Origin of the sequence: Streptacidiphilus jeojiensis (assembly GCF_042510965.1) — a bacterium.
GTDB classification, from domain to species: Bacteria; Actinomycetota; Actinomycetes; order Streptomycetales; family Streptomycetaceae; genus Streptacidiphilus; species Streptacidiphilus jeojiensis.
In genome coordinates, this window is record NZ_JBEUKS010000010.1 from 73936 (window position 1) to 91210 (window position 17275).

Consider the following 17275-nt stretch of genomic DNA (forward strand, 5'->3'; position numbering starts at 1 on the left):
GACATCCGTCAGGAGAGAACGCATGCATTCCAACGAACACCGCCTCAACGAGCACCGCAAAGCAGCACCGCGCACCGGCGCCGGCCGCAAGGCCGTCCGCCTGGGCCTGCTGGCCACCGTGGGCCTGGGCGCCATCGCCACCACGGCGACCGCGCAGGCCGCCGCCCCGGGCACCTTCTCCAGCAACGCCCACGGTGTGGCCATCGCCGACAACGCGGCGCTGTCCTACGCCAACCCGGTCCACCGGACCGACTTCGACGACTCCTTCACCGTGCACCAGTACGGCACGGTGTTCGCGGCGTCGGCCTACAACCAGGCCTCCGCCAGCTCCTCGGCCTGCACCGCGGCCAAGCCGTGCCGCTCGGTGGCACTGTCCTTCCAGATCATCACCATGGCCGGGGAGAACATCCACCTCAACGCCCAGAACCACAGCCGGTCCGGCAACAACCACTGCGCGGACTGCCAGACCTTCGCCGGGGCCTACCAGTTCATCGTGTCGACGCCCAACCCGTTCACCCTCAGCGCCTCGGCGCAGCGTCAACTGGCGAACATCCACCGCTCGTTGGACGCCCTGGGCCGCTCCGACGCCTCGATCGCCTCGGTCCAGGCCCAGGCCGACGCGCTGGCGGCCCAGGTCACCGCGATCCTCAAGGCCGGTGCCGCCACCGCGCCCAAGGGGCCGGGCGTAGACGCCCTGGCCGCGATGGCCCCCACCGTCACCATGCACCGCATGCTGACGCACTGACGGGTCCGCACCGTCCGGACTGCTGCGCCGGCTTGGCATGTCCAAAAAATATGAGCACTGCTCTTGTTTTGTTACCCGCCGGTACCTAGCATCTGGCACTGATCGACGCTGTTCTCCCGCTCCGCACTCCCACCCCCCGGCCTCCAGCCGGGGGGTGTTCCCTGCATCCAGAGGAGCCACGCGTGACCAGATCAGTCCTGCCCCGCACCGCCGCCCTCGCCGCGTCCTGTCTGTTCGCGGCCCTCGCCCTGAGCGGCGTCCCCGGCTCGGCCTCGGCCGCCGCCCCGGACCTCGCACCGGCCGCGGCCGCCGCGACCCGCACCCCCGCGATCGTCGCCCTGGGCGACAGCGCCATCTCCGGGGAGGGCGCGGGCACCGACACCGCCGACGGCTACACCGCCGGGACCGACGGCCCCACCAACTACTGCCACCGCCACCCCCAGTCGGAGATCTACGACACCGGGCTGGCCGGGATCACCGGCGTCGACCTGGCCTGCTCCGGCGCCCAGACCGGCGACCTGGTCAGCGACCCGACCCTGGCCAAGGTCACCGGCGGCGGCAGCGGCGACTTCGGCGAGGCCAAGCAGGACCTGCAGCTGGCCCAGGCCGCGGCGACGTACCAGGTGAAGATGGTCGTGGTGACCATCGGCGCCAACGACGACTTCGACTTCAGCGGGATCATGGAGAGCTGCCTCGGGCAGTACTTCCCCATCCCCCAGTCGACCGGCTGCCGCGACACCATCGGCAGCGCCGCCATCAGCGCCCGCGCCAAGGCCGTGATCCCCAAGATCGAGGCGGCACTGACCGACGTCCGACAGACCCTGCGCACCGCGGGCTACGCGGACGGCGACTACCAGCTGGTCATGCAGTCCTACTTCAGCCCGATCACCCCGGACATCCGCAGCAACAGCTACGCCGACAAGGTCGCCCAGGGCTGCCCGGCCTTCCCCGAGGACCTGGCCTGGGGCCACAACTGGGTGGTCCCGCAACTGGACGACGCACTGCGGACGGCGGCCGAGGCGGTGCCGGGCGTGCGCTTCCTGGACCAGCGCCGGGTCAGCTACGGCCACGAGGTCTGCGCCGAGATGACCACCTCGCCGTACGAGTACACCAACGGCGACGTGATAGACCTCAGCGAGAACACCCGCAACGGCTGTGACTACTCCATCGGCATCCTGGGCCTGTGCGAGAACGAGATCCGGCAGTCGTACCACCTGCGGGTGGCCGGCTACCAGGGCGAGGCCGCCTGCCTCGCCGAGTTCTACCGCGCACCGTCCCAGCAGGAGGCCTACTGCACCCTGGACCAGGGCGACGGCACCACCATCGAGCCGCTGACGGCCGGTCAGCCGTTCGCCGACACCCCCGACGACGGCGCCTGGTTCCAGCTCACCAGCCGTGCCGGCGGCAATGTGCTGGACCTCTCCGGAGGCGGGACCTACGGCGACAGCACCAAGGGCAGGGTGGCCATCACCTATCCGGCCACCGGCGGCCTGAACCAGTCCTTCGTCTTCGAGGCCCAGTCCGACGGCAGCTACACACTGAACTTCAGCGGCAACCGGGCGATGTGCCTGGACGCGGCCAACGGCTCCACCGCCGCCGGGACCCAGCTGCGGCAGTGGACCTGCAACGGCACCGGCGCCCAGCACTGGGTGCTGAAGCCGGCCGGCAACGGTCTCTACGAGATCGCCGACTCGCAGAACACCGCGATGGTCGCCACCGCGGGTCCCGCCGCCGACAGCTCCGGCAACCCGCTCACCCAGCTGCAGCCGGACACCGGCGCGGCCGGCCAGCTGTGGCAGCTGACCAAGCTCGGCATCGTCTACCTGCACGGCTGACGCCGCACCCGTGGATATATTTCACGAGTAAATTACCTGCTAACATTGACGGTATGGCGACAGAGACGGCGACGCGCACCCCCGGGCCGACCAGGCAACTGCGGGTGCGCAGCGCCCTGCGGCTGCGGCAGGTGGCGGCGGGGTGGCACCGGCCGGCGCTCAGCGCGGTGATCGCGCTGGGCGCGGCGGACCTGGTACTGCTGGCACTGGGCCGGCTCGACCTCGCCCTCTACACCTCCGGCGGCGGACTGTGCGCCCTCTACGCCCACGGACTGCCGTACGCGGCCCGGGCCCGCACCCTCGGCTGGGTCGTGCTGAGCATGACCGCGAGCGTGGCCGTCGCGCTCACCACCGCCGCGAGCACCGACTCCACCGTGGTCCGGGTCGCCGTCGCGGCCCTGCTCGCGGCCGTCCACAAGATGCTGTGCGACGCCATCCGGATCGGGCCGCCGGCCAATCTCATCCCCACCTTCATCGCCGCCAGCTGCGTCTTCGTCCCGCAGCGGCTCGCGGACGTGCCCGCACACCTGGCCCTCACCCTGGCCGCCGGCGCCTTCGCCTGGCTGGTCTGCATGGCGCCCGCGCTGCTGCGCCCGCAGGGGCCGCAGCGGCACGCGGTCGCCCGGGCACTGGAGGCGGCCGCCGGGCAGGGAGCACCCGCCGCCCGGGCCGCGACGGCGGCCGCGGCCTGGCGCACCGTGCTGCTGGTGCCGGCCCGCAGCACCGCAGCCGTCGCGGACCGCGGCCGACTGGAGCTGCTGCTCATCCGCGCGGGATCCGGCACCGCCGAGCCCGGGCAGCTGCGGCTCTGGGCCGGCGCGCTGCGGAGCCGGGGGCCGCTGCCCGACCTCTCCCCCACCGGCGCCGAGACCGCCGAACTGGCGGACCTGGATGCTGTCCCTGGGTCTGGGGCCGGGGCTGGCACCGGCGCCGGGGTCGAGCGGTCGTCGGGCGGGGGCCACCTGCACCGCCGTGCTCCCCTCACCCCGGGAACGGACGGCCGGGTACCGCTGCTGCGGACGCTGCGCCCCGGATCGCCCCTGCTGACCATCGGCGCGCGGGTGGCCCTCGGCTGCGCGCTGGCCGGCTGGGCCTCCATGGAGCTGGGCGTCGGCCGCCCCTACTGGGCCGTGGTCACCGCCGCCTCCGTCTTCCAGGCCAACACCGTGCTGAGCTGGAACCGGGCGCTCAACCGGGTGCTCGGCAATGTCATCGGACTGGTGCTGTTCGCCGTCCTGCTGCCGCTCACTGGACTCGGCGCGGCGGTCCTGGTGCTGGCCGCGCTGGCCTGCCAGTTCGCCACCGAGGCGACCATCAGCCGCGGCTACTGGCTGGCCAGCGTGTTCGTCACCCCGATGTCGCTGCTGATGGTCCAGTTCGCCCAGGCCCAGCCGGCCGGCGAGCTGATCGCGGACCGGGCCCTGGACACCGTGGTGGGCGCGGCGGTGGGCCTGGCCTGCTGCTTCCTGATTACCGACCGGCATGTCTCGGACCGCGCCGAACGGGCCCTCGCCGCGGTCGCGGCCACCCGCGCCGAGGCCGCACGGCTGCTGGACGCCCCGGCCCGGCAGGTCGACCGTTACGAGCTGGGCTGGGCCAGGGACCGGCTGACCAACGCCCTGGTCGAGCTCCGCGAGGCCGCGGACACGGCGGGCGGCGAGTGGCGCCAGCGGACCCTTCCCGAGGACCGGATCAGCGCCGCCGAGCAGCGCAGCCACCCGGTGCTGGCCGAGCTGAGCCGCCGGCTAGACCCGGCCCTGCGGGGGCTGCCGACCGCGGCCTGAACCCGCCTGGACGGATGCGGACCGACGTGAACCGGCCCGAGCCGTGCGGACGCGTAGGATCGGCAGCCGAGCGAGAGGAGGCGGCATGGAAGACGTGGTCGAAGGGGTACTCCGCCAGTGGCACCGGCTCGACCCCGGCCTCGACACCGCCCCGATGGCACTCATCGGACGGATCAACCGCTGCTCCGCACTGCTGCAGCAGGCCGCGGACGCCCCGCTCATCGGTGCCGGACTGACCCGCCCCGAGTTCGACCTCCTCGGCACGCTGCGCCGGGTCGACCGTGATCTGACGCCCAGCCGGCTGGCCCGGGAGACCTTCTCCTCCGGCGCCGCGGTCACCAAGCGGGTCCGGCAGCTGGCCGACCGCGGCCTGGTCGAGCGCCGCGCCGACGCCCGCGACCGCCGCGTCGTCCACCTCTCGCTCACCGACGCGGGACGCGATCTGATCGACGGTCTGCTCCCGGACCAGCTGGCGTACGAGCGCGCGCTGCTGTCCGGCCTCGGCGAGCAGCGGCAGGGCGAACTCTCGGAAGGGCTCAGCGAGTTGCTGGTGGTCCTGGAAGGCCGGCTGGGAAGTCTGCTGCCCTACTGAGCCTCACTCCCGCTCCCCGGCCCCGACCTCCAGCACGGCCCCGCCGCCCGCCCGCAGGGTGAACCCGACGATGCGGTCCAACTCGGCCCGGGTCGGCACGACATGGCGGAACACATAGTCGGAGATCTTGCCGAGGACCGCGTGGGTGGTCAGCGAGGCGTCCATCTCCGGGTCGGCGCTGCCCAGTTCGGCATAGGGCCCGTGCAACAGGGCGGCCAGCGGGGCGACATGCGCATAGCGGGCCGAGGCCGGGCCGTCGCCGAGGTTGCTCCCGTTCCAGAGCAGGGCCCGGGTCGCAGCCGCCATGTCCTCGCGGGTCTGGCAGAAGACCGCCTCGACCCAGCGCCGGACCCGTCCGGCCGGGGTCGTCTCCTTGCCCATCTGGTGGACGGTGTAACTCACCAACTGCTCGGTGCCGTGCAGCAGGAGAGCCGCGACCAGGGCGTCCTTGGAGCGGAAGTAGCGGTAGAAGGCGTCGTTCGACAGGCCTGCGGCGGCCACGATGTCGGCGACCCGGGGCCGTGAGTCCGTCCCGCAGCGCGTGATGACCTCATAGGCGGCATCGAGCAGGCGGCGGACATCGCTGGCGTGGTCCGCCTCCTGCTTGGCCAGCGACCGCCGGGCGATACGCGCGGCAATATCGTTTGCCTGCTCGGGAATCGCGCTCTCTATCATCAAAATCTGATTCTGCCACAGCAGGGCACTCGGACGGGCCGGCGTCCGGACAAAGGGAAGCCCCGGCTGGACGGGGGAGGCCAGCCGGGGCAGATCGTGGTCGGCGCGACCGCCGACACCTAGTAGAACGGTCAACCACCCATCGGTGTTCCGCCCCGGGCCGGGCGGAGGTGTGACCTGCCCCACCCCGCACTAGTGTCGTCGGCATGACCGACAACACCCTTCGCTCCGTCACCGTCGAGCGGACCAGCACCGGACACTTCACCGCGACCAATCCCCGCGGTGGCACGATCAGCTTCGGCACCGGCTCCGGTCCGGACGGCGACAGCGAGTTCACCCCGGTCGAGCTGCTGCTCGCCGCGATCGGCGGGTGCACCGCGGCCGACGTCGATGTCGCCACCGGCCGGCATGTGGAGCCCAGCGGATTCACCGTCACCGTGACCGGCAACAAGATCAGTGACGAGCTCGGCAACCGGATGACCGACCTCGCGGTCAGCTTCTCCGTCACCTTCCCGGAGGGGGAGTCCGGAGATCGCGCCCGGGCGATCCTCCCCCGGGCGGTCAAGACCTCCCACGACCGTCTCTGCACCGTGAGCCGCACCATCGAGATCGGTACGCACGTCACCGCGACGGTCGTGGAGGCCTGACCGCGCCGCCCTCAGAGGCTGCGGGCGCTGATGTCGCCCTGGGGGGTGGTGGCGTGGATCCGGAGTTCGGTGCTGCCGTCGTTCTTGAGCGCGTTGCTGACCCGGCCGTAGCCGGTGCCGGCGTCCAGGGCGGCGGAGACGCCGGGGGCGGCGCCGACCGAGATGCTGCCGGACTGGGTGCTCAGCTCGACGGTGCCGCGGACGGCCTCGGCGATGGTGATGTCGCCGCGGGCGGTGCTGATCGTCGCGGGGCCACCGAGGCGACCGACCTCGACGTCGCCGTCGACCGCGGTCAGCCGCAGGCTGGCGGCCTCGTCGATCTTGATGGTGCGGTAGGCGCCGTCGAAGACGACGTCACCCAGGCGTCCGACGCCGCGCAGCTCGGTGCTGGCGGCCTTGGCCTGGACGTGGGAGCCGGCGGGCAGTTGGACGGTGACCTCGACGGAGCCGGAGGCGCCGAAGAGCTGGTTGCCGGTGGCCGCGGCGGTGATCCGCAGGACGCCGTCGGCGTACTCGACGGTGGTCTGCTCGGCGGCCTTGACGTCGCGACCCTTGGCCGGGTCGGCGGGCCGGACCTCGACAGTGGTGTCCGCGCGGTCCGCGGCGATGAACTGGACCCGGCCGGCGGGGATCTCCAGGACGGCGGAGACCGGGGCGGGGGTGTCGAACTTCTGCATCATGCTCTCCCGTAGTCGTTCGCTGTTTCCAACAAGAGAAACGCTACGTTGCTTTCCATAATCCGACAACATGCTCGTTGCGGCAGATCAGCATCTATGCAGGTAGACACTAGAAAAGTGTTGCAACAGCTCTGAATCTAACGCAACGACAGCGCGCTCCATCATTGCAATGGATGAGAACTGAACGCTATAGTGAGGTCAGCGCCGCGAGGCACCACCACCACCGAGGAGACCGTGATGCCGGGAGGCAGGCTCACCCAGCAGGAACGCCAGCAGATCGCGCTGGGGCTGGCCGACAGCCTCCCCTACGCCGAGATCGCCCGACGCCTCGACCGTCCGACCTCGACGGTCACGCGTGAGGTGATGCGCAACGGCGGCCCCACCGGCTACCGCGCCGACCTGGCCCACCGCGCCACCGAACGCCGCGCCCACCGGCGCAAGCAGGCCCCTTCGCCCGGACAGCAGGCGCCGGCCCAGGCCCACGGGCGCGACGACAAGGCGGTGCGCGAGTACGAGGAGGCGTTCACCACCCTGCTGATGCAACAGGGCCTGCCCAAGATGACGGCCCGGGTGCTGACCTGCCTGTTCATCGCCGACGACAGCGTCACCGCGTCCGAACTGGTCCGGCACCTCCAGGTCAGCGCGGCGTCCGTCTCCAAGGCGATCACGTTCCTCGACGGCCAGGGCCTGATCCGCCGGGAACGCGACGAACGCCGCCGCGAGCGCTACTCCATCGACGACGACGTCTGGTACCAGTCCACCGTCGCCAGCGCCCACGGCATCGCCCAGGTCGCCGCCACCGCACGGCAGGGCGTCGCCGTCCTCGGCCGCAACACCCCGGCCGCCGCCCGCCTGGAGAACATCGCCCGCTACAGCGACTTCATCAGCGAGAACATCCTCCGCTCCGCCGAACAGGTCCGCGAAATCCTGCACACCAAACCCGAGACGACCCCGGAAACCACCACCTGAGCCCCTGTCAGGAGCTATGCCTCCAGGGCGGCTTCGATCGCCGTCGCAACGGTCTGCGCAGCCTCCAGGGGTGCCGCATGCCCGACCCCCCGCAACACCGTCACCTCGGCATTGGGCAACAGCCCAGCCATCACGCGGGTGTCCCGCTCGGAGGTCATCGGGTCGCGGTCACCGACGATGAAGTGGACCGGGGTGCGGATCTCCGGGGCGTAGGCCTGGAACTCATGCCAGTGATGACGGTTCTGGCGCAGCGAGAAGAGGGTCTCGAACTTCCCCGCCTCGGCGATCAGTGCCTCCCGCTGCTCGGCCGACTCCATCGCCGCGTCCGACACGAAGCGGCCCGCCACGGCCCGGCTGGACCAACGCCGACTTGCGATGGCCCGCTTCAACGCTCCCGGTACGGGAGCCCCGACCAGGGCGAACAATCGTAGGTAGTCCCAGCTTGAGGATGGATGGCGGTACAGCTGGCGCAGCGGGCTGTCGATGAAACGGGCCACGCTGGTCAGCCCGCCGTTCACGATGACCAGGGACTTCACTACGTCGGGCGCCTCGTGCGCCATCGCCAGGGCGACGAAGGCGCCCACCGAGTGGGTCACCACGACAACGTCGCCGTCGTGCCCCCGGGCCCTGAGCTCCGCATCCATCGCCCGGCCCAGCTGGACCACACCGGGGCGGGCACCGTCGAACGCCGAGTGCGCCAGGATCGGCGCTCCATAGGCGAGCTGGACCTGCTTTTCGCTCATCAGCGCGAGGACGGAATCCCACTGCCGGTTGTTGCCGCTGAGGCCCGGGAGGAAGAGCGCGAGCGGCTTTCCCTCAGTGCTGTGGGGCGATTCGATCTGCGTCACCAGGGTCGAATTGCTGCTCATGCGCGTACTCCTTCGCTATCCCGTTTTCAGAAGTGCCGAGACCCCGGCCAGGAGCAAGGGCACGAGCAGGTAGATCGTCAGAGCGGTCAACGTGCTCCTGGTGCGGAAGGGGAGCGCGGGGGTGGCCCAGAGCCCCTCGACCTGCTTCTCCCGGCTCGCGGACTGCCCTGCAGCCACCGCCTGATTATCCTGCTCCACCAAGTAGTTGGCGAAGCGTATCTTGGCGGACAGGGCACTGTTGTGAGCTATTCCGGACGGGTAGACCACCACGAGTACGTTCATCGCCATGATCGCGATCACGGCGAAGAAGGTCCATTGTGAGAACGGCAGCCAGACCACGAATACAGCCAGGACGCTGGCGAAGTGTGCGAGTGACGATCCGTAGGTCCAGAGCATGAACCGGCGAAGGGACCGGAGCCCCCGGTAGCCGTCGGTGTTGTAGCGCATGTTCGGCGTCACGCCGAAGGGGACCTTGGCGGCGGTGTGCGCGAAGGCGGCAAATATGCTGCCCATGAGGAGCTGCTTGACCAGGAAGTAGAACATGTAGGTGCCGAGGGCCACCAGAGCGACGGCGAGAGCCGGATGGTGCCGGTCGTTGGCCCACCAGCCGTCGAAGACGCGGGAACGCCACTCGTCGGCGCGCAGTGAGGTGGCGTTCCAGCTCAGGAGTAGACCGCGGGTCTCGAGCAGCCGGTACAGGGCCACCGTCGCCACAGCCGCGACCAGCGCCAGCGCGATCGAGAAGTCGCGTCTGCCCACCCGGCCGAAACGCTCGTTCGCCGTCCGCACCAGCGCGTCGACACGGGCGTTCTGGGCTGCGGAGAGTGCCGGCTCCAGATTTGCTTCGTTCATCTGCACGAACTGCCCGATCGCCACGACCTGCTGGCTGCAGAAGAACGGAGTCAACAGGGTCACCAGGAGCACGACGAGCCCCGCGGGATCCTGCGCCAGAGCCATGCCGATGGTGCCGATCTCCTTCGGCGGCCCGGACAGGAGAGTGAGTGCGGGCTGGATCCCGTGGGCGCTCACCAGGACCCGCTCCCGGGTGGCGAGGCCGAGCACGACCAGCGCCGATGCCACCGCGATCATGATGAACCGGGTCTTCGGCTGGGCCCACTGGAACGCCCAGCCGGTCAAGGTGCCGGATCGGCCGAACAGGCCCCCGATGCGCTGCGGTTCGAGCGGAAGGAGTGGCATCCGGTTCAGTCCTCAGTACGCTTCGGTGAGTACTTGGGTGAGCTCGATGGTGCCGTCCAGGAAGCGCCTGCGGGAGCCGACCAGGTAGATCTGCCAGGCACGCGCCCGCTGCTCGCCCTCGAGGCGGACGCAGGCGTCCCAGTTCTCGCTGAGGTTGTCGATCCAGTGTCGGAGCGTGGTCGCGTAGTCGGCCCCGAAGTTCTCCACCGACACGACCCGCAGTCGGGCCTGCTCCAGATGGTGCAACTGGGTGGTCAGTGGAATCAGTTGGCCGTTCGGGAAGATGTAGCGCTGCACGAACGCGTTCCGGCGGAACCTGCGGGGGCCGTCGGTGCTCCTGGTGATGCTCTGGTTGAGATACCGTCCACCGGGCTGCAGCGAGCGCCGGACCAGACGGAAGAACTCCTGCGAGTTGCGCTCTCCGACGTGCTCGTACATGCCGATGCTGGTGGCCGCCGTGATCCCGGAGACCGGTAGTGCGGACCGGTAGTCTCCGGCCAGTACCTCCATCCCCTTCACGTCGGCGAGCCGTTCAGCGGCGGCCCGCTGCTGGACCTGGGATGCGGTGATACCCACTCCCCCGCTGCCGCAGTACTCCGCGGCGGCCAACAGGAACGATCCCCACCCGCAGCCGATGTCCAGGACCCGGGACTGAGCGTGCAACCCGAGCTTCTCGCAGATCAGTCGGTGTTTGGCGGCCTGCGCCTGCTCCAGGGTCAGTGGTTGGCCGCGGAACAGGGCGCCGGAGTAGGTCATGGACGGGCCCAGCAGGTGCCGGTAGAACGCGGGGGCGAGGCTGTAGTGGAACTCGGTCTCGGCGATGTCCCGACTGACGGAGTGCCGCCCGGGGCGGCGGTTGCGGTATTCGATCGCGGTGGCCCCGGCGGCGCGCAGCCCGCGGTAGCCGAGAGCAGCACAGGTGCGCAGCGAGGTGTGCATGGCTGCGGTCAGGAAGCGCCAGTCGTAGAGGTCGTGCTCATGGGCCGCGAGAGCCTCAAGGTCGCCCTCGACGATGATCTCGCCGGCCACCCATGCCCTGGCCAGGCCCAGGCCTCTCGGAGCCCGCAGGATCCGCGCCAAGGCCTGCGGACTGGCGATGCGGATGCGGGTGGCGGCGTCGCCGGGCCCGACCGAGCAGCCGTCGTAGGCACTGACGAACACCCCTGGCAGCGCCTCACCGATCCGCGCCAGCAGCGTCCGGGTGGGAGGCAGTTCGGGCCGCAGGCGCACAGACTTGCCCCCATCGTCAACCAGCTTGAACACATGGTGAGATGACATGACGTCAGAAGAGGAAGGCTACACGCACGGTGAACGCCCGCGCCGATGTTCCGACCTGTCCGACACGGGGAAAGCTCATGCCCCGATGGAGGGAGGCGCAGAGCGGATCCGATGGCCAGGAGGTCCACGCCGACGACGGCCACGGCGAAGAAGCTGCGTGCGGAGCGCCCCGACGACTTCACGGGGTCCGGCGGGGATCATCCAGGGCACCGATCATGTGCCATGCGTACGACCGCCCCGTGAGTCGTCTCTTCCCCCGCCGGTTCGGCAGTGCCTCGGGCACCCCCTGGCGCCTGTTGTCGGGACACTTGGCAGGGTAACCACTCGGGCCAGGCGGGGCTGCCTACGGGCCGCCGGTGGGCCCCGAACAGCAAGGGGAGCCGGATCGGCGATCACTCCACGCATCTTGTCAGACTTGACCACGCGGTGGGCATGTTCATGGCTTCAAACGCGCCAGGGGGTGGCGTTCGCTGGCGAAGGGTCAACTGTTCGGAGGCATAGGCCAGATGGGGATCCGGATGGGGATAGAGTGACCGTTGGTTGGTCCCTACCACTCCTGAAACTGTCCGGCGAACGACGCCGGGCTTACTCCAGTGGAGGTGATTGACCATGGCGAGACGCAAGCCACGTTGGTGGCAACTCGTGCTTGCGGAGGCGTGCAGTGGTGCCGTCGCGAACGCGGTCGTGCTGCTCATAGCACGCGTCTGGCGCTGAGGCGTAGCACGTTGGGGTCTCGATCGACGGGGTTGGGCTGAGTGGCCCGATCGCCTTTTACTCGATCGGGCCACTCCCGCCTCGGGGAGGCCCGGTACCTGGGCAAACAGGTTCCGGGCCTTTGCCATCGAGGGCGGTGCCAGTCAGTTGGGCTCGCCCGTAACGCGTTTCCGCTGGTCACAGCCTCGCCAATGTATTAGCGAATAGTTCGCCAACCGTCCCGAACGTACCACAACGCATGTTGTGGTGTGGGGTGTTCATCATCGGTTACGGGGGCCTGCGCAAGGGTGGAGTGCGATAAGCCATCCTGCTGCCGCGGTTAAGCGTTACCCCGTAACCGGGCTTAGCGGTGTAGTTAAGCCTTATATCCCGTTACCGGGGTAACCACCGTGGCAGCGGTACCCGCCGCCTCACCCTGAGATCTTGGAAGTCCTGCCCAGGGGCATGATCACAGCCGGTCTACGGCGATCTTCTCCAGGCGTGATCGGATCGCGCTGGGCTGGCGTCCGAGCTCGGCCCCAAGGACGGTGTAGTCCCGTTGGCCGGCTTGGTACATCGCGACAAGCTTCTGCTCGTCGGCCCGGGTCCAGGATTGGTAGGCGTTCGGGTAGAGCTTGCGGATGGCCGCCGGGATTCTTCGGCGCAGCAAGATCGCGGTTGCCATGGAGATCTACACGCTGACGCGAGAGAGGCCCTGCCGATGATCTCGGCAGGGCCTCTCTCGTTGGGTGGAGCTGAGGGGATTCGAACCCCTGGCCCCCTCGATGCGAACGAGGTGCGCTACCGGACTGCGCCACAGCCCCAACGAGAAGAAACTCTATCAGGTCCGGGCGGGTGCTCCTGCACCGGTTTTGGTGCTGGTGGGGCCGGGTGTCATTCGTTGGCGGCGCGGGGGTGGGAGGCGGGTTCGTCCGCGTACTGGTCGAAGAGCGGGGTGGACGGGGGGCGCTGCTGCCTGGGTGCGGGCGCCTGCTGGGGCTGGGGGTGCGGCTGGGGCGGCGGGACGACGGCGCGGCCGGCGCTCCAGGTGTCGGGGGCGCCGAGGTCGAGGCCGCCGGTGCGGCGGGGGGCGACCGGGGCGGTCACATAGGTGGGGAGCGGGACCGGGACCGGGTCCCAGCCCTCGGCGTCGCCGGACTGGTCGCGGGGGCCGTCGTGCCAGTCCTCCGACTCCTCGGCGGCGGCCGCCGCCTCGACCAGGGCCCTGGTGCGGTGGAGTCCGGAGCCGCTCGCGGTACGGCCTGCGGGCTGCGCGGTCTCCGCCGCCGGACCGGGCGCGGTGGGCGCCGGCGCCGGGACGGCCTGGGTCTCCGGGACGGCGGCGGCGCGGCGGCGATCCCGCTCGCGCTCGCGGACCCGCTGGGCCGCCTCGGCCGCGCGCCGGCGGTCGATCTTGACCTCGAAGCGGCGGCGCTCCTGGCGGCGCAGGTGCGCGATGTAGACGGAGAAGAGGACGGCCGGAACGGCCGGGAGCCAGAGCAGGGCGACGCCGCCCACCGCCGCGGCGACCATGCCGAGGGTGAAGGCGGCGAACAGCAGGATCACCATGCGCCGGCGGCGGGCCAGCAGGGAGGCACGCCGCTGCTGAGCCTCTGACCGCTGGGCCTCTGACCGCTGGGCTTCGGACCGCTGGGCGTCGGCGCGACGGTCCGGGGCAACGGCGGCGGCGGCCGGACCGGCTCCGGCCGGCGGGGCCGTCTGCGGGGCAGGGCGCTGCGGTTCCGGTTGCGCCGGTCGGGGCGGAGTCGCGGAGCCGGCGGCAGGCTTGATCGCCGACGCCGCGCCGGACCGCGGAGGCGGTGCCCCGGTCGGATCCTGGGCTTCGCCCTCCCGGTGGCGGGAGACCTTGCGCTCCATCGCCGCCCGTCCGGACAGCAGTCGGATCGCGGTGCTGAAGCGCTCGGTGGGCCGGGCCTCGTTCAGCTCGTCCTGCCGGCGGAGCCACATCGGCACCAGATAGGCAGCCCAGGCCCCCACGATCACCGCGTAGATGAGGCCGCTACTGCTCACGCTTCACACCGTACGGGCGTGGAGTAGTGCCCCGTGGCAATTTCGGCCGGTGTGTCGCACGCTCATGCTCATCCCACCCTATTTTTGTCGCTTTGAATCACAGATTCCAGACACATTCGAACATGTTTGTGAATGCAGCGCTAGGAATTGGCTGCCGACGTACTGTTCCCGCGCCAACGACGCAGCAGCCCCTCCGGGACCTCGTCCGCCGTCAGCGCGAAGACCAGGTGGTCCCGCCAGCCGCCGTCGATGTGCAGATAGCGCGGGCGGATTCCCTCCTCGCGGAAGCCGAGCTTCTCCACCACCCGCCGGCTGGGTCCGTTCTCCGGACGGATGCACACCTCGATCCGGTGCAGGCCCATGGTGCGGAAGCAGTGGTCCACCACCATCGCCACCGCCGTCGGGATGATCCCCCGCCCGGCCACCGACTCGTCGACCCAGTAGCCGATGTTGGCCGAGCACATCGACCCCCAGGTGATGCCGCCGACGGTGAGCTGTCCGACCAGCTGCCCCTCGTAGGTCACCACGAACGGCAGCATCCGCCCGGAATGCGCCTCGGACCGCAGGAAGTGCACCATCTGACGGTAGGTCGGCCGCGGCGTCGACGGGTTGCCCGGCTGGGCCGGGGGGACGGTGGCCTCCCAGCGGCGCAGCCAGTGCCGGTTGCGGCCGCTGACCTCCTGCCAGGTCCTGCGGTCGCGCACCCGGATCGGTCGCAGTCCGACCGGGCCCTCGTGCAGCTCGACCGGCCAGAAGGCGTTCAGTGCAGTTCTCCTGACGGGAGGTCGGGTCTCTCGGTGTCGTCGGGACGCCGGTGGTCCCCGCCGTGCACCTGGTCGACCGCATGGGCCAGCAGCGGCGCCAGCACCGCCAGGCCGTCCCTGACCCCGCCGGTGGAACCCGGGAGGTTGACGATCAGTGTGTTCCCGGCCAGTCCGGAGAGCCCGCGGGACAGGGCCGCGGTGGGCACTCCGGCGGCGCGGCCCTCGGCCCGGATCGCCTCGGCGATCCCGGGCGCCGGGCGGTCGATCACCTGCGCGGTCATCTCCGGGGTGAGGTCCATCGGGGTGAGCCCGGTCCCGCCGGTGGTCAGCACCACGTCGTAGCCGTCGGCGACGGCCGCGCGCAGCGCCGCCAGCACCGGCTCGCCGTCCGGCACCACCTGCGGGCCCTCCACCCGGAAGCCCATCGCGGTCAGGCCCTCGACCAGCAGTGGGCCGCCCTTGTCGGCGTAGACGCCGGCCGAGGCGCGGTTGGAGACGGTGACCGCGAGCGCGCGCCTCACCGGAGCTCACCCCCGGCCGCCCCGCGGTGCCAGTCGCCGCTCTTGCCACCGGTCTTGGACTCCACCTGCACCGCGTCGATCCTGGCGCCCTTGTCCACGGCCTTGACCATGTCGATGACGGTCAGTCCGGCCACGGCCACGGCGGTCAGCGCCTCCATCTCCACCCCGGTGCGGTCGGCGGTGCGGACCGTGGCCGACACCTCCACCGCCTCGTCGGTGACGGTCAGCTCGACGGTCACCCCGGAGATGGCGATGGGGTGGCAGAGCGGGATCAGGTCGGGCGTGCGCTTGGCGCCCATGATCCCGGCGATCCGGGCCACCGACAGGGCGTCGCCCTTGGGGACGCCCTCGCCGCGCAGCAGCTCCACCACCCGGGGCGCGACCAGCACCCGGCCGGTGGCGCGCGCGGTGCGCACCGTGGCGGCCTTCTCGGAGACGTCGACCATGCGCGCCGCCCCCGTCGCGTCGACGTGGGTCAGCCGGTCGCTGTGCGAGCTACTCAAGGTGTCGTCTCCTGGGGGCCGATGCCGTGCGGGCACAGGCTATCGCTGCCTGGCGGCTCCGTCAGATCGGGCGGTCCGCGGCTTCCAGCAGGACGACCTCCACCTGCTCACCCGCCTCGACCGAGGTGGTGTCCTCGGGGACCACGATCACGGAGTTGGCCTGCGCCAGCGGTCCCACCAGGTGCGAGCCGGCTCCGCCGACCGGAGCGACGCTCCCGGGCTCGCCGGGCCCGCCGGCCACGTACCGCGCCCTGGCGAACTGCCGGCGCCCGGACGGGGACCGCAGTCCCTGCGAGAGCACCGCTCGCACCACGGGGCGGTGCACTTCCTCGGCGCCCAGCATGGCCCGGATCGCCGGGCGGACGAAGAGCTCGAAGGAGAGGTAGGCGCTGACCGGGTTGCCCGGCAGCGCGAACAGCGGGACGGTGCCGTCCAGCAGGCCGAAGCCCTGCGGCTTACCGGGCTGCATCCGCAGCTTGCGGAAGGAGATCGCGCCCAGCGGCGGCTGCTCGCCGCCCTCCGGCGCCAGCGCCTCCTTGACCACGTCGTAGGCCCCCACGCTGACACCGCCGCTGGTGACCACCAGGTCGGCGCGGATCAGCTGGTCCTCGACGACCTCGCGCAGCCGCGCGGCGTCGTCGGGGACCCCGCCGACCCGGTAGGCGATGGCGCCGGCGTCCCTGGCCGCCGCGGTCAGGGCGAAGCTGTTGGAGTCGCTGATCTGCCCGGGACCGACCGGGGTGCCGGGCTGCACCAGCTCGCTGCCGGTGGAGAGCACCACCACCCGCGGCCGGGGCCGCACCCGCACGCTGTCCTGGCCGATCGCCGCGAGCAGTCCGATCTGGGCCGGGCCCAGCAGGGTGCCCTCGGGCAGCACCACCTGACCGGCCGTGATGTCGTCGCCCCGGCGCCGGACGAAGGCGCCGTTCTCGGCCGGCTGGAACACCCGGACCTCGCCGCCGGCCCCCTCCGGCGAGCTGCTGTGCGGGGCCATGCCCACCGCGGCGTCCTTGCCGCCGCTGCCGCCGTCGGTCCACTCGACCGGGACCACGGCCTCGGCGCCGGGGGGCAGCGGCGCCCCGGTCATGATCCGGGCGCACTGCCCGGGGCCGACCACCGGCAGGTCCGCGGCGCCGGCGGCGATGTCGCCGACGACGGTGAGCACCGAGGGGTACTCCTCGGTGGCCCCCTCGATGTCGGCGATCCGGACCGCGTAGCCGTCCATGGAGCTGTTGTCGAACGGCGGCAGGTCGACCGCGGCGGTGATGCGTTCCACCGTCAGGCAGCCCTGTGCCTCCAGCAGTTGCAGGTCGAGCGGGGGCAGCGGGCCGACCGTGCCGAGGATGTCGGCGAGGTGCTCGTCGACCGTCCAGTACCGCTCGGCTCCGCTGTCGGCGGCGCAGGGGTCTCCCTCGGCGGTGTGCTCGTGCTGGTGGTCGCTCACTGTTCTCCCCCTGCTTGCCGTGCTGCGTTCGTCCTCCGGCTGCCTACCCCC

At 71.0% G+C, this 17275-nt stretch carries 17 protein-coding genes and 1 tRNA gene; 6 read left to right on the top strand and 12 right to left on the bottom strand.

Translation table 11 applies throughout. The annotated features are described in order from the left end of the window. The first annotated feature begins 22 nt into the window (after nucleotides 1-22). The 4 genes from ABUW04_RS26155 (at nucleotide 23) to ABUW04_RS26170 (ending at nucleotide 4956) form a co-directional block, all read left to right on the top strand. A complete protein-coding gene (locus tag ABUW04_RS26155) occupies nucleotides 23-745 on the top strand; it encodes a hypothetical protein (protein ID WP_380566802.1) in 723 nt (240 codons plus the stop codon). Between the two features lie 182 nt (nucleotides 746-927). Beyond that, entirely contained in the window at nucleotides 928-2580 is a 1653-nt protein-coding gene (locus ABUW04_RS26160; protein WP_380566803.1) for an RICIN domain-containing protein, read from the top strand. A 53-nt stretch (nucleotides 2581-2633) separates the two neighbouring features. Further along, complete coding sequence (locus ABUW04_RS26165) at nucleotides 2634-4364, top strand: FUSC family protein (RefSeq protein WP_380566804.1); 1731 nt, start codon at nucleotides 2634-2636, stop codon at nucleotides 4362-4364. An 85-nt stretch (nucleotides 4365-4449) separates the two neighbouring features. Then, complete coding sequence (locus ABUW04_RS26170) at nucleotides 4450-4956, top strand: MarR family winged helix-turn-helix transcriptional regulator (protein ID WP_030249707.1); 507 nt, start codon at nucleotides 4450-4452, stop codon at nucleotides 4954-4956. A 3-nt stretch (nucleotides 4957-4959) separates the two neighbouring features. Here ABUW04_RS26170 and ABUW04_RS26175 read toward each other — a convergent pair whose 3' ends face one another. Next, nucleotides 4960-5631: a TetR/AcrR family transcriptional regulator gene (locus tag ABUW04_RS26175; RefSeq protein ID WP_380566971.1), complete on the bottom strand. Its 672-nt coding sequence runs from the start codon at nucleotides 5629-5631 to the stop codon at nucleotides 4960-4962. 206 nt (nucleotides 5632-5837) lie between these two features. On the opposite strand from ABUW04_RS26175, the gene ABUW04_RS26180 reads away from it, so the two are divergent. Further along, nucleotides 5838-6278, top strand: coding sequence for an OsmC family protein (locus ABUW04_RS26180; protein ID WP_380566805.1), 441 nt, complete (start codon nucleotides 5838-5840; stop codon nucleotides 6276-6278). Nucleotides 6279-6289: 11 nt separating this feature from the next. On the opposite strand, the gene ABUW04_RS26185 is transcribed toward ABUW04_RS26180, so the two are convergent. Next, nucleotides 6290-6955 carry a DUF4097 family beta strand repeat-containing protein gene (locus ABUW04_RS26185; RefSeq protein ID WP_380566972.1) on the bottom strand — a complete coding sequence of 222 codons (666 nt, stop codon included), beginning with the start codon at nucleotides 6953-6955 and terminating at the stop codon, nucleotides 6290-6292. Nucleotides 6956-7192: 237 nt separating this feature from the next. Here ABUW04_RS26185 and ABUW04_RS26190 point away from each other — a divergent pair, with 237 nt between their 5' ends. Continuing rightward, nucleotides 7193-7924, top strand: coding sequence for a helix-turn-helix domain-containing protein (locus ABUW04_RS26190; protein WP_380566806.1), 732 nt, complete (start codon nucleotides 7193-7195; stop codon nucleotides 7922-7924). Nucleotides 7925-7938: 14 nt separating this feature from the next. Here ABUW04_RS26190 and ABUW04_RS26195 read toward each other — a convergent pair whose 3' ends face one another. The 10 genes from ABUW04_RS26195 to glp form a co-directional block, all read right to left on the bottom strand. Further along, a complete protein-coding gene (locus tag ABUW04_RS26195) occupies nucleotides 7939-8793 on the bottom strand; it encodes an alpha/beta fold hydrolase (protein ID WP_380566807.1) in 855 nt (284 codons plus the stop codon). Nucleotides 8794-8808: 15 nt separating this feature from the next. Continuing rightward, nucleotides 8809-9990, bottom strand: coding sequence for a hypothetical protein (locus ABUW04_RS26200; RefSeq protein ID WP_380566808.1), 1182 nt, complete (start codon nucleotides 9988-9990; stop codon nucleotides 8809-8811). A 12-nt stretch (nucleotides 9991-10002) separates the two neighbouring features. Further along, nucleotides 10003-11220, bottom strand: coding sequence for a class I SAM-dependent methyltransferase (locus ABUW04_RS26205; protein ID WP_380566809.1), 1218 nt, complete (start codon nucleotides 11218-11220; stop codon nucleotides 10003-10005). 1210 nt (nucleotides 11221-12430) lie between these two features. After that, complete coding sequence (locus ABUW04_RS26210; protein WP_380566810.1) at nucleotides 12431-12646, bottom strand: hypothetical protein; 216 nt, start codon at nucleotides 12644-12646, stop codon at nucleotides 12431-12433. A 65-nt stretch (nucleotides 12647-12711) separates the two neighbouring features. Then, nucleotides 12712-12785, bottom strand: a tRNA-Ala gene (locus ABUW04_RS26215). A gap of 70 nt (nucleotides 12786-12855) precedes the next feature. Then, on the bottom strand, nucleotides 12856-13992 hold the full coding sequence (sepX, locus tag ABUW04_RS26220) for a divisome protein SepX/GlpR (RefSeq protein WP_380566811.1): 1137 nt from the start codon (nucleotides 13990-13992) through the stop codon (nucleotides 12856-12858). A gap of 140 nt (nucleotides 13993-14132) precedes the next feature. After that, nucleotides 14133-14756, bottom strand: a complete 624-nt coding sequence (locus ABUW04_RS26225) for a GNAT family N-acetyltransferase (RefSeq protein ID WP_037594360.1) — start codon at nucleotides 14754-14756, stop codon at nucleotides 14133-14135. Continuing rightward, a complete protein-coding gene (locus tag ABUW04_RS26230) occupies nucleotides 14753-15277 on the bottom strand; it encodes a MogA/MoaB family molybdenum cofactor biosynthesis protein (RefSeq protein ID WP_051724866.1) in 525 nt (174 codons plus the stop codon). The genes ABUW04_RS26225 and ABUW04_RS26230 overlap by 4 nt, the downstream gene beginning before the upstream one ends. Next, nucleotides 15274-15780, bottom strand: a complete 507-nt coding sequence (gene moaC, locus ABUW04_RS26235) for a cyclic pyranopterin monophosphate synthase MoaC (protein ID WP_030249649.1) — start codon at nucleotides 15778-15780, stop codon at nucleotides 15274-15276. The genes ABUW04_RS26230 and moaC overlap by 4 nt, the downstream gene beginning before the upstream one ends. A gap of 61 nt (nucleotides 15781-15841) precedes the next feature. Continuing rightward, nucleotides 15842-17224, bottom strand: a complete 1383-nt coding sequence (gene glp / locus ABUW04_RS26240; RefSeq protein ID WP_380566812.1) for a molybdotransferase-like divisome protein Glp — start codon at nucleotides 17222-17224, stop codon at nucleotides 15842-15844. Between the last annotated feature and the right edge of the window lie 51 nt (nucleotides 17225-17275).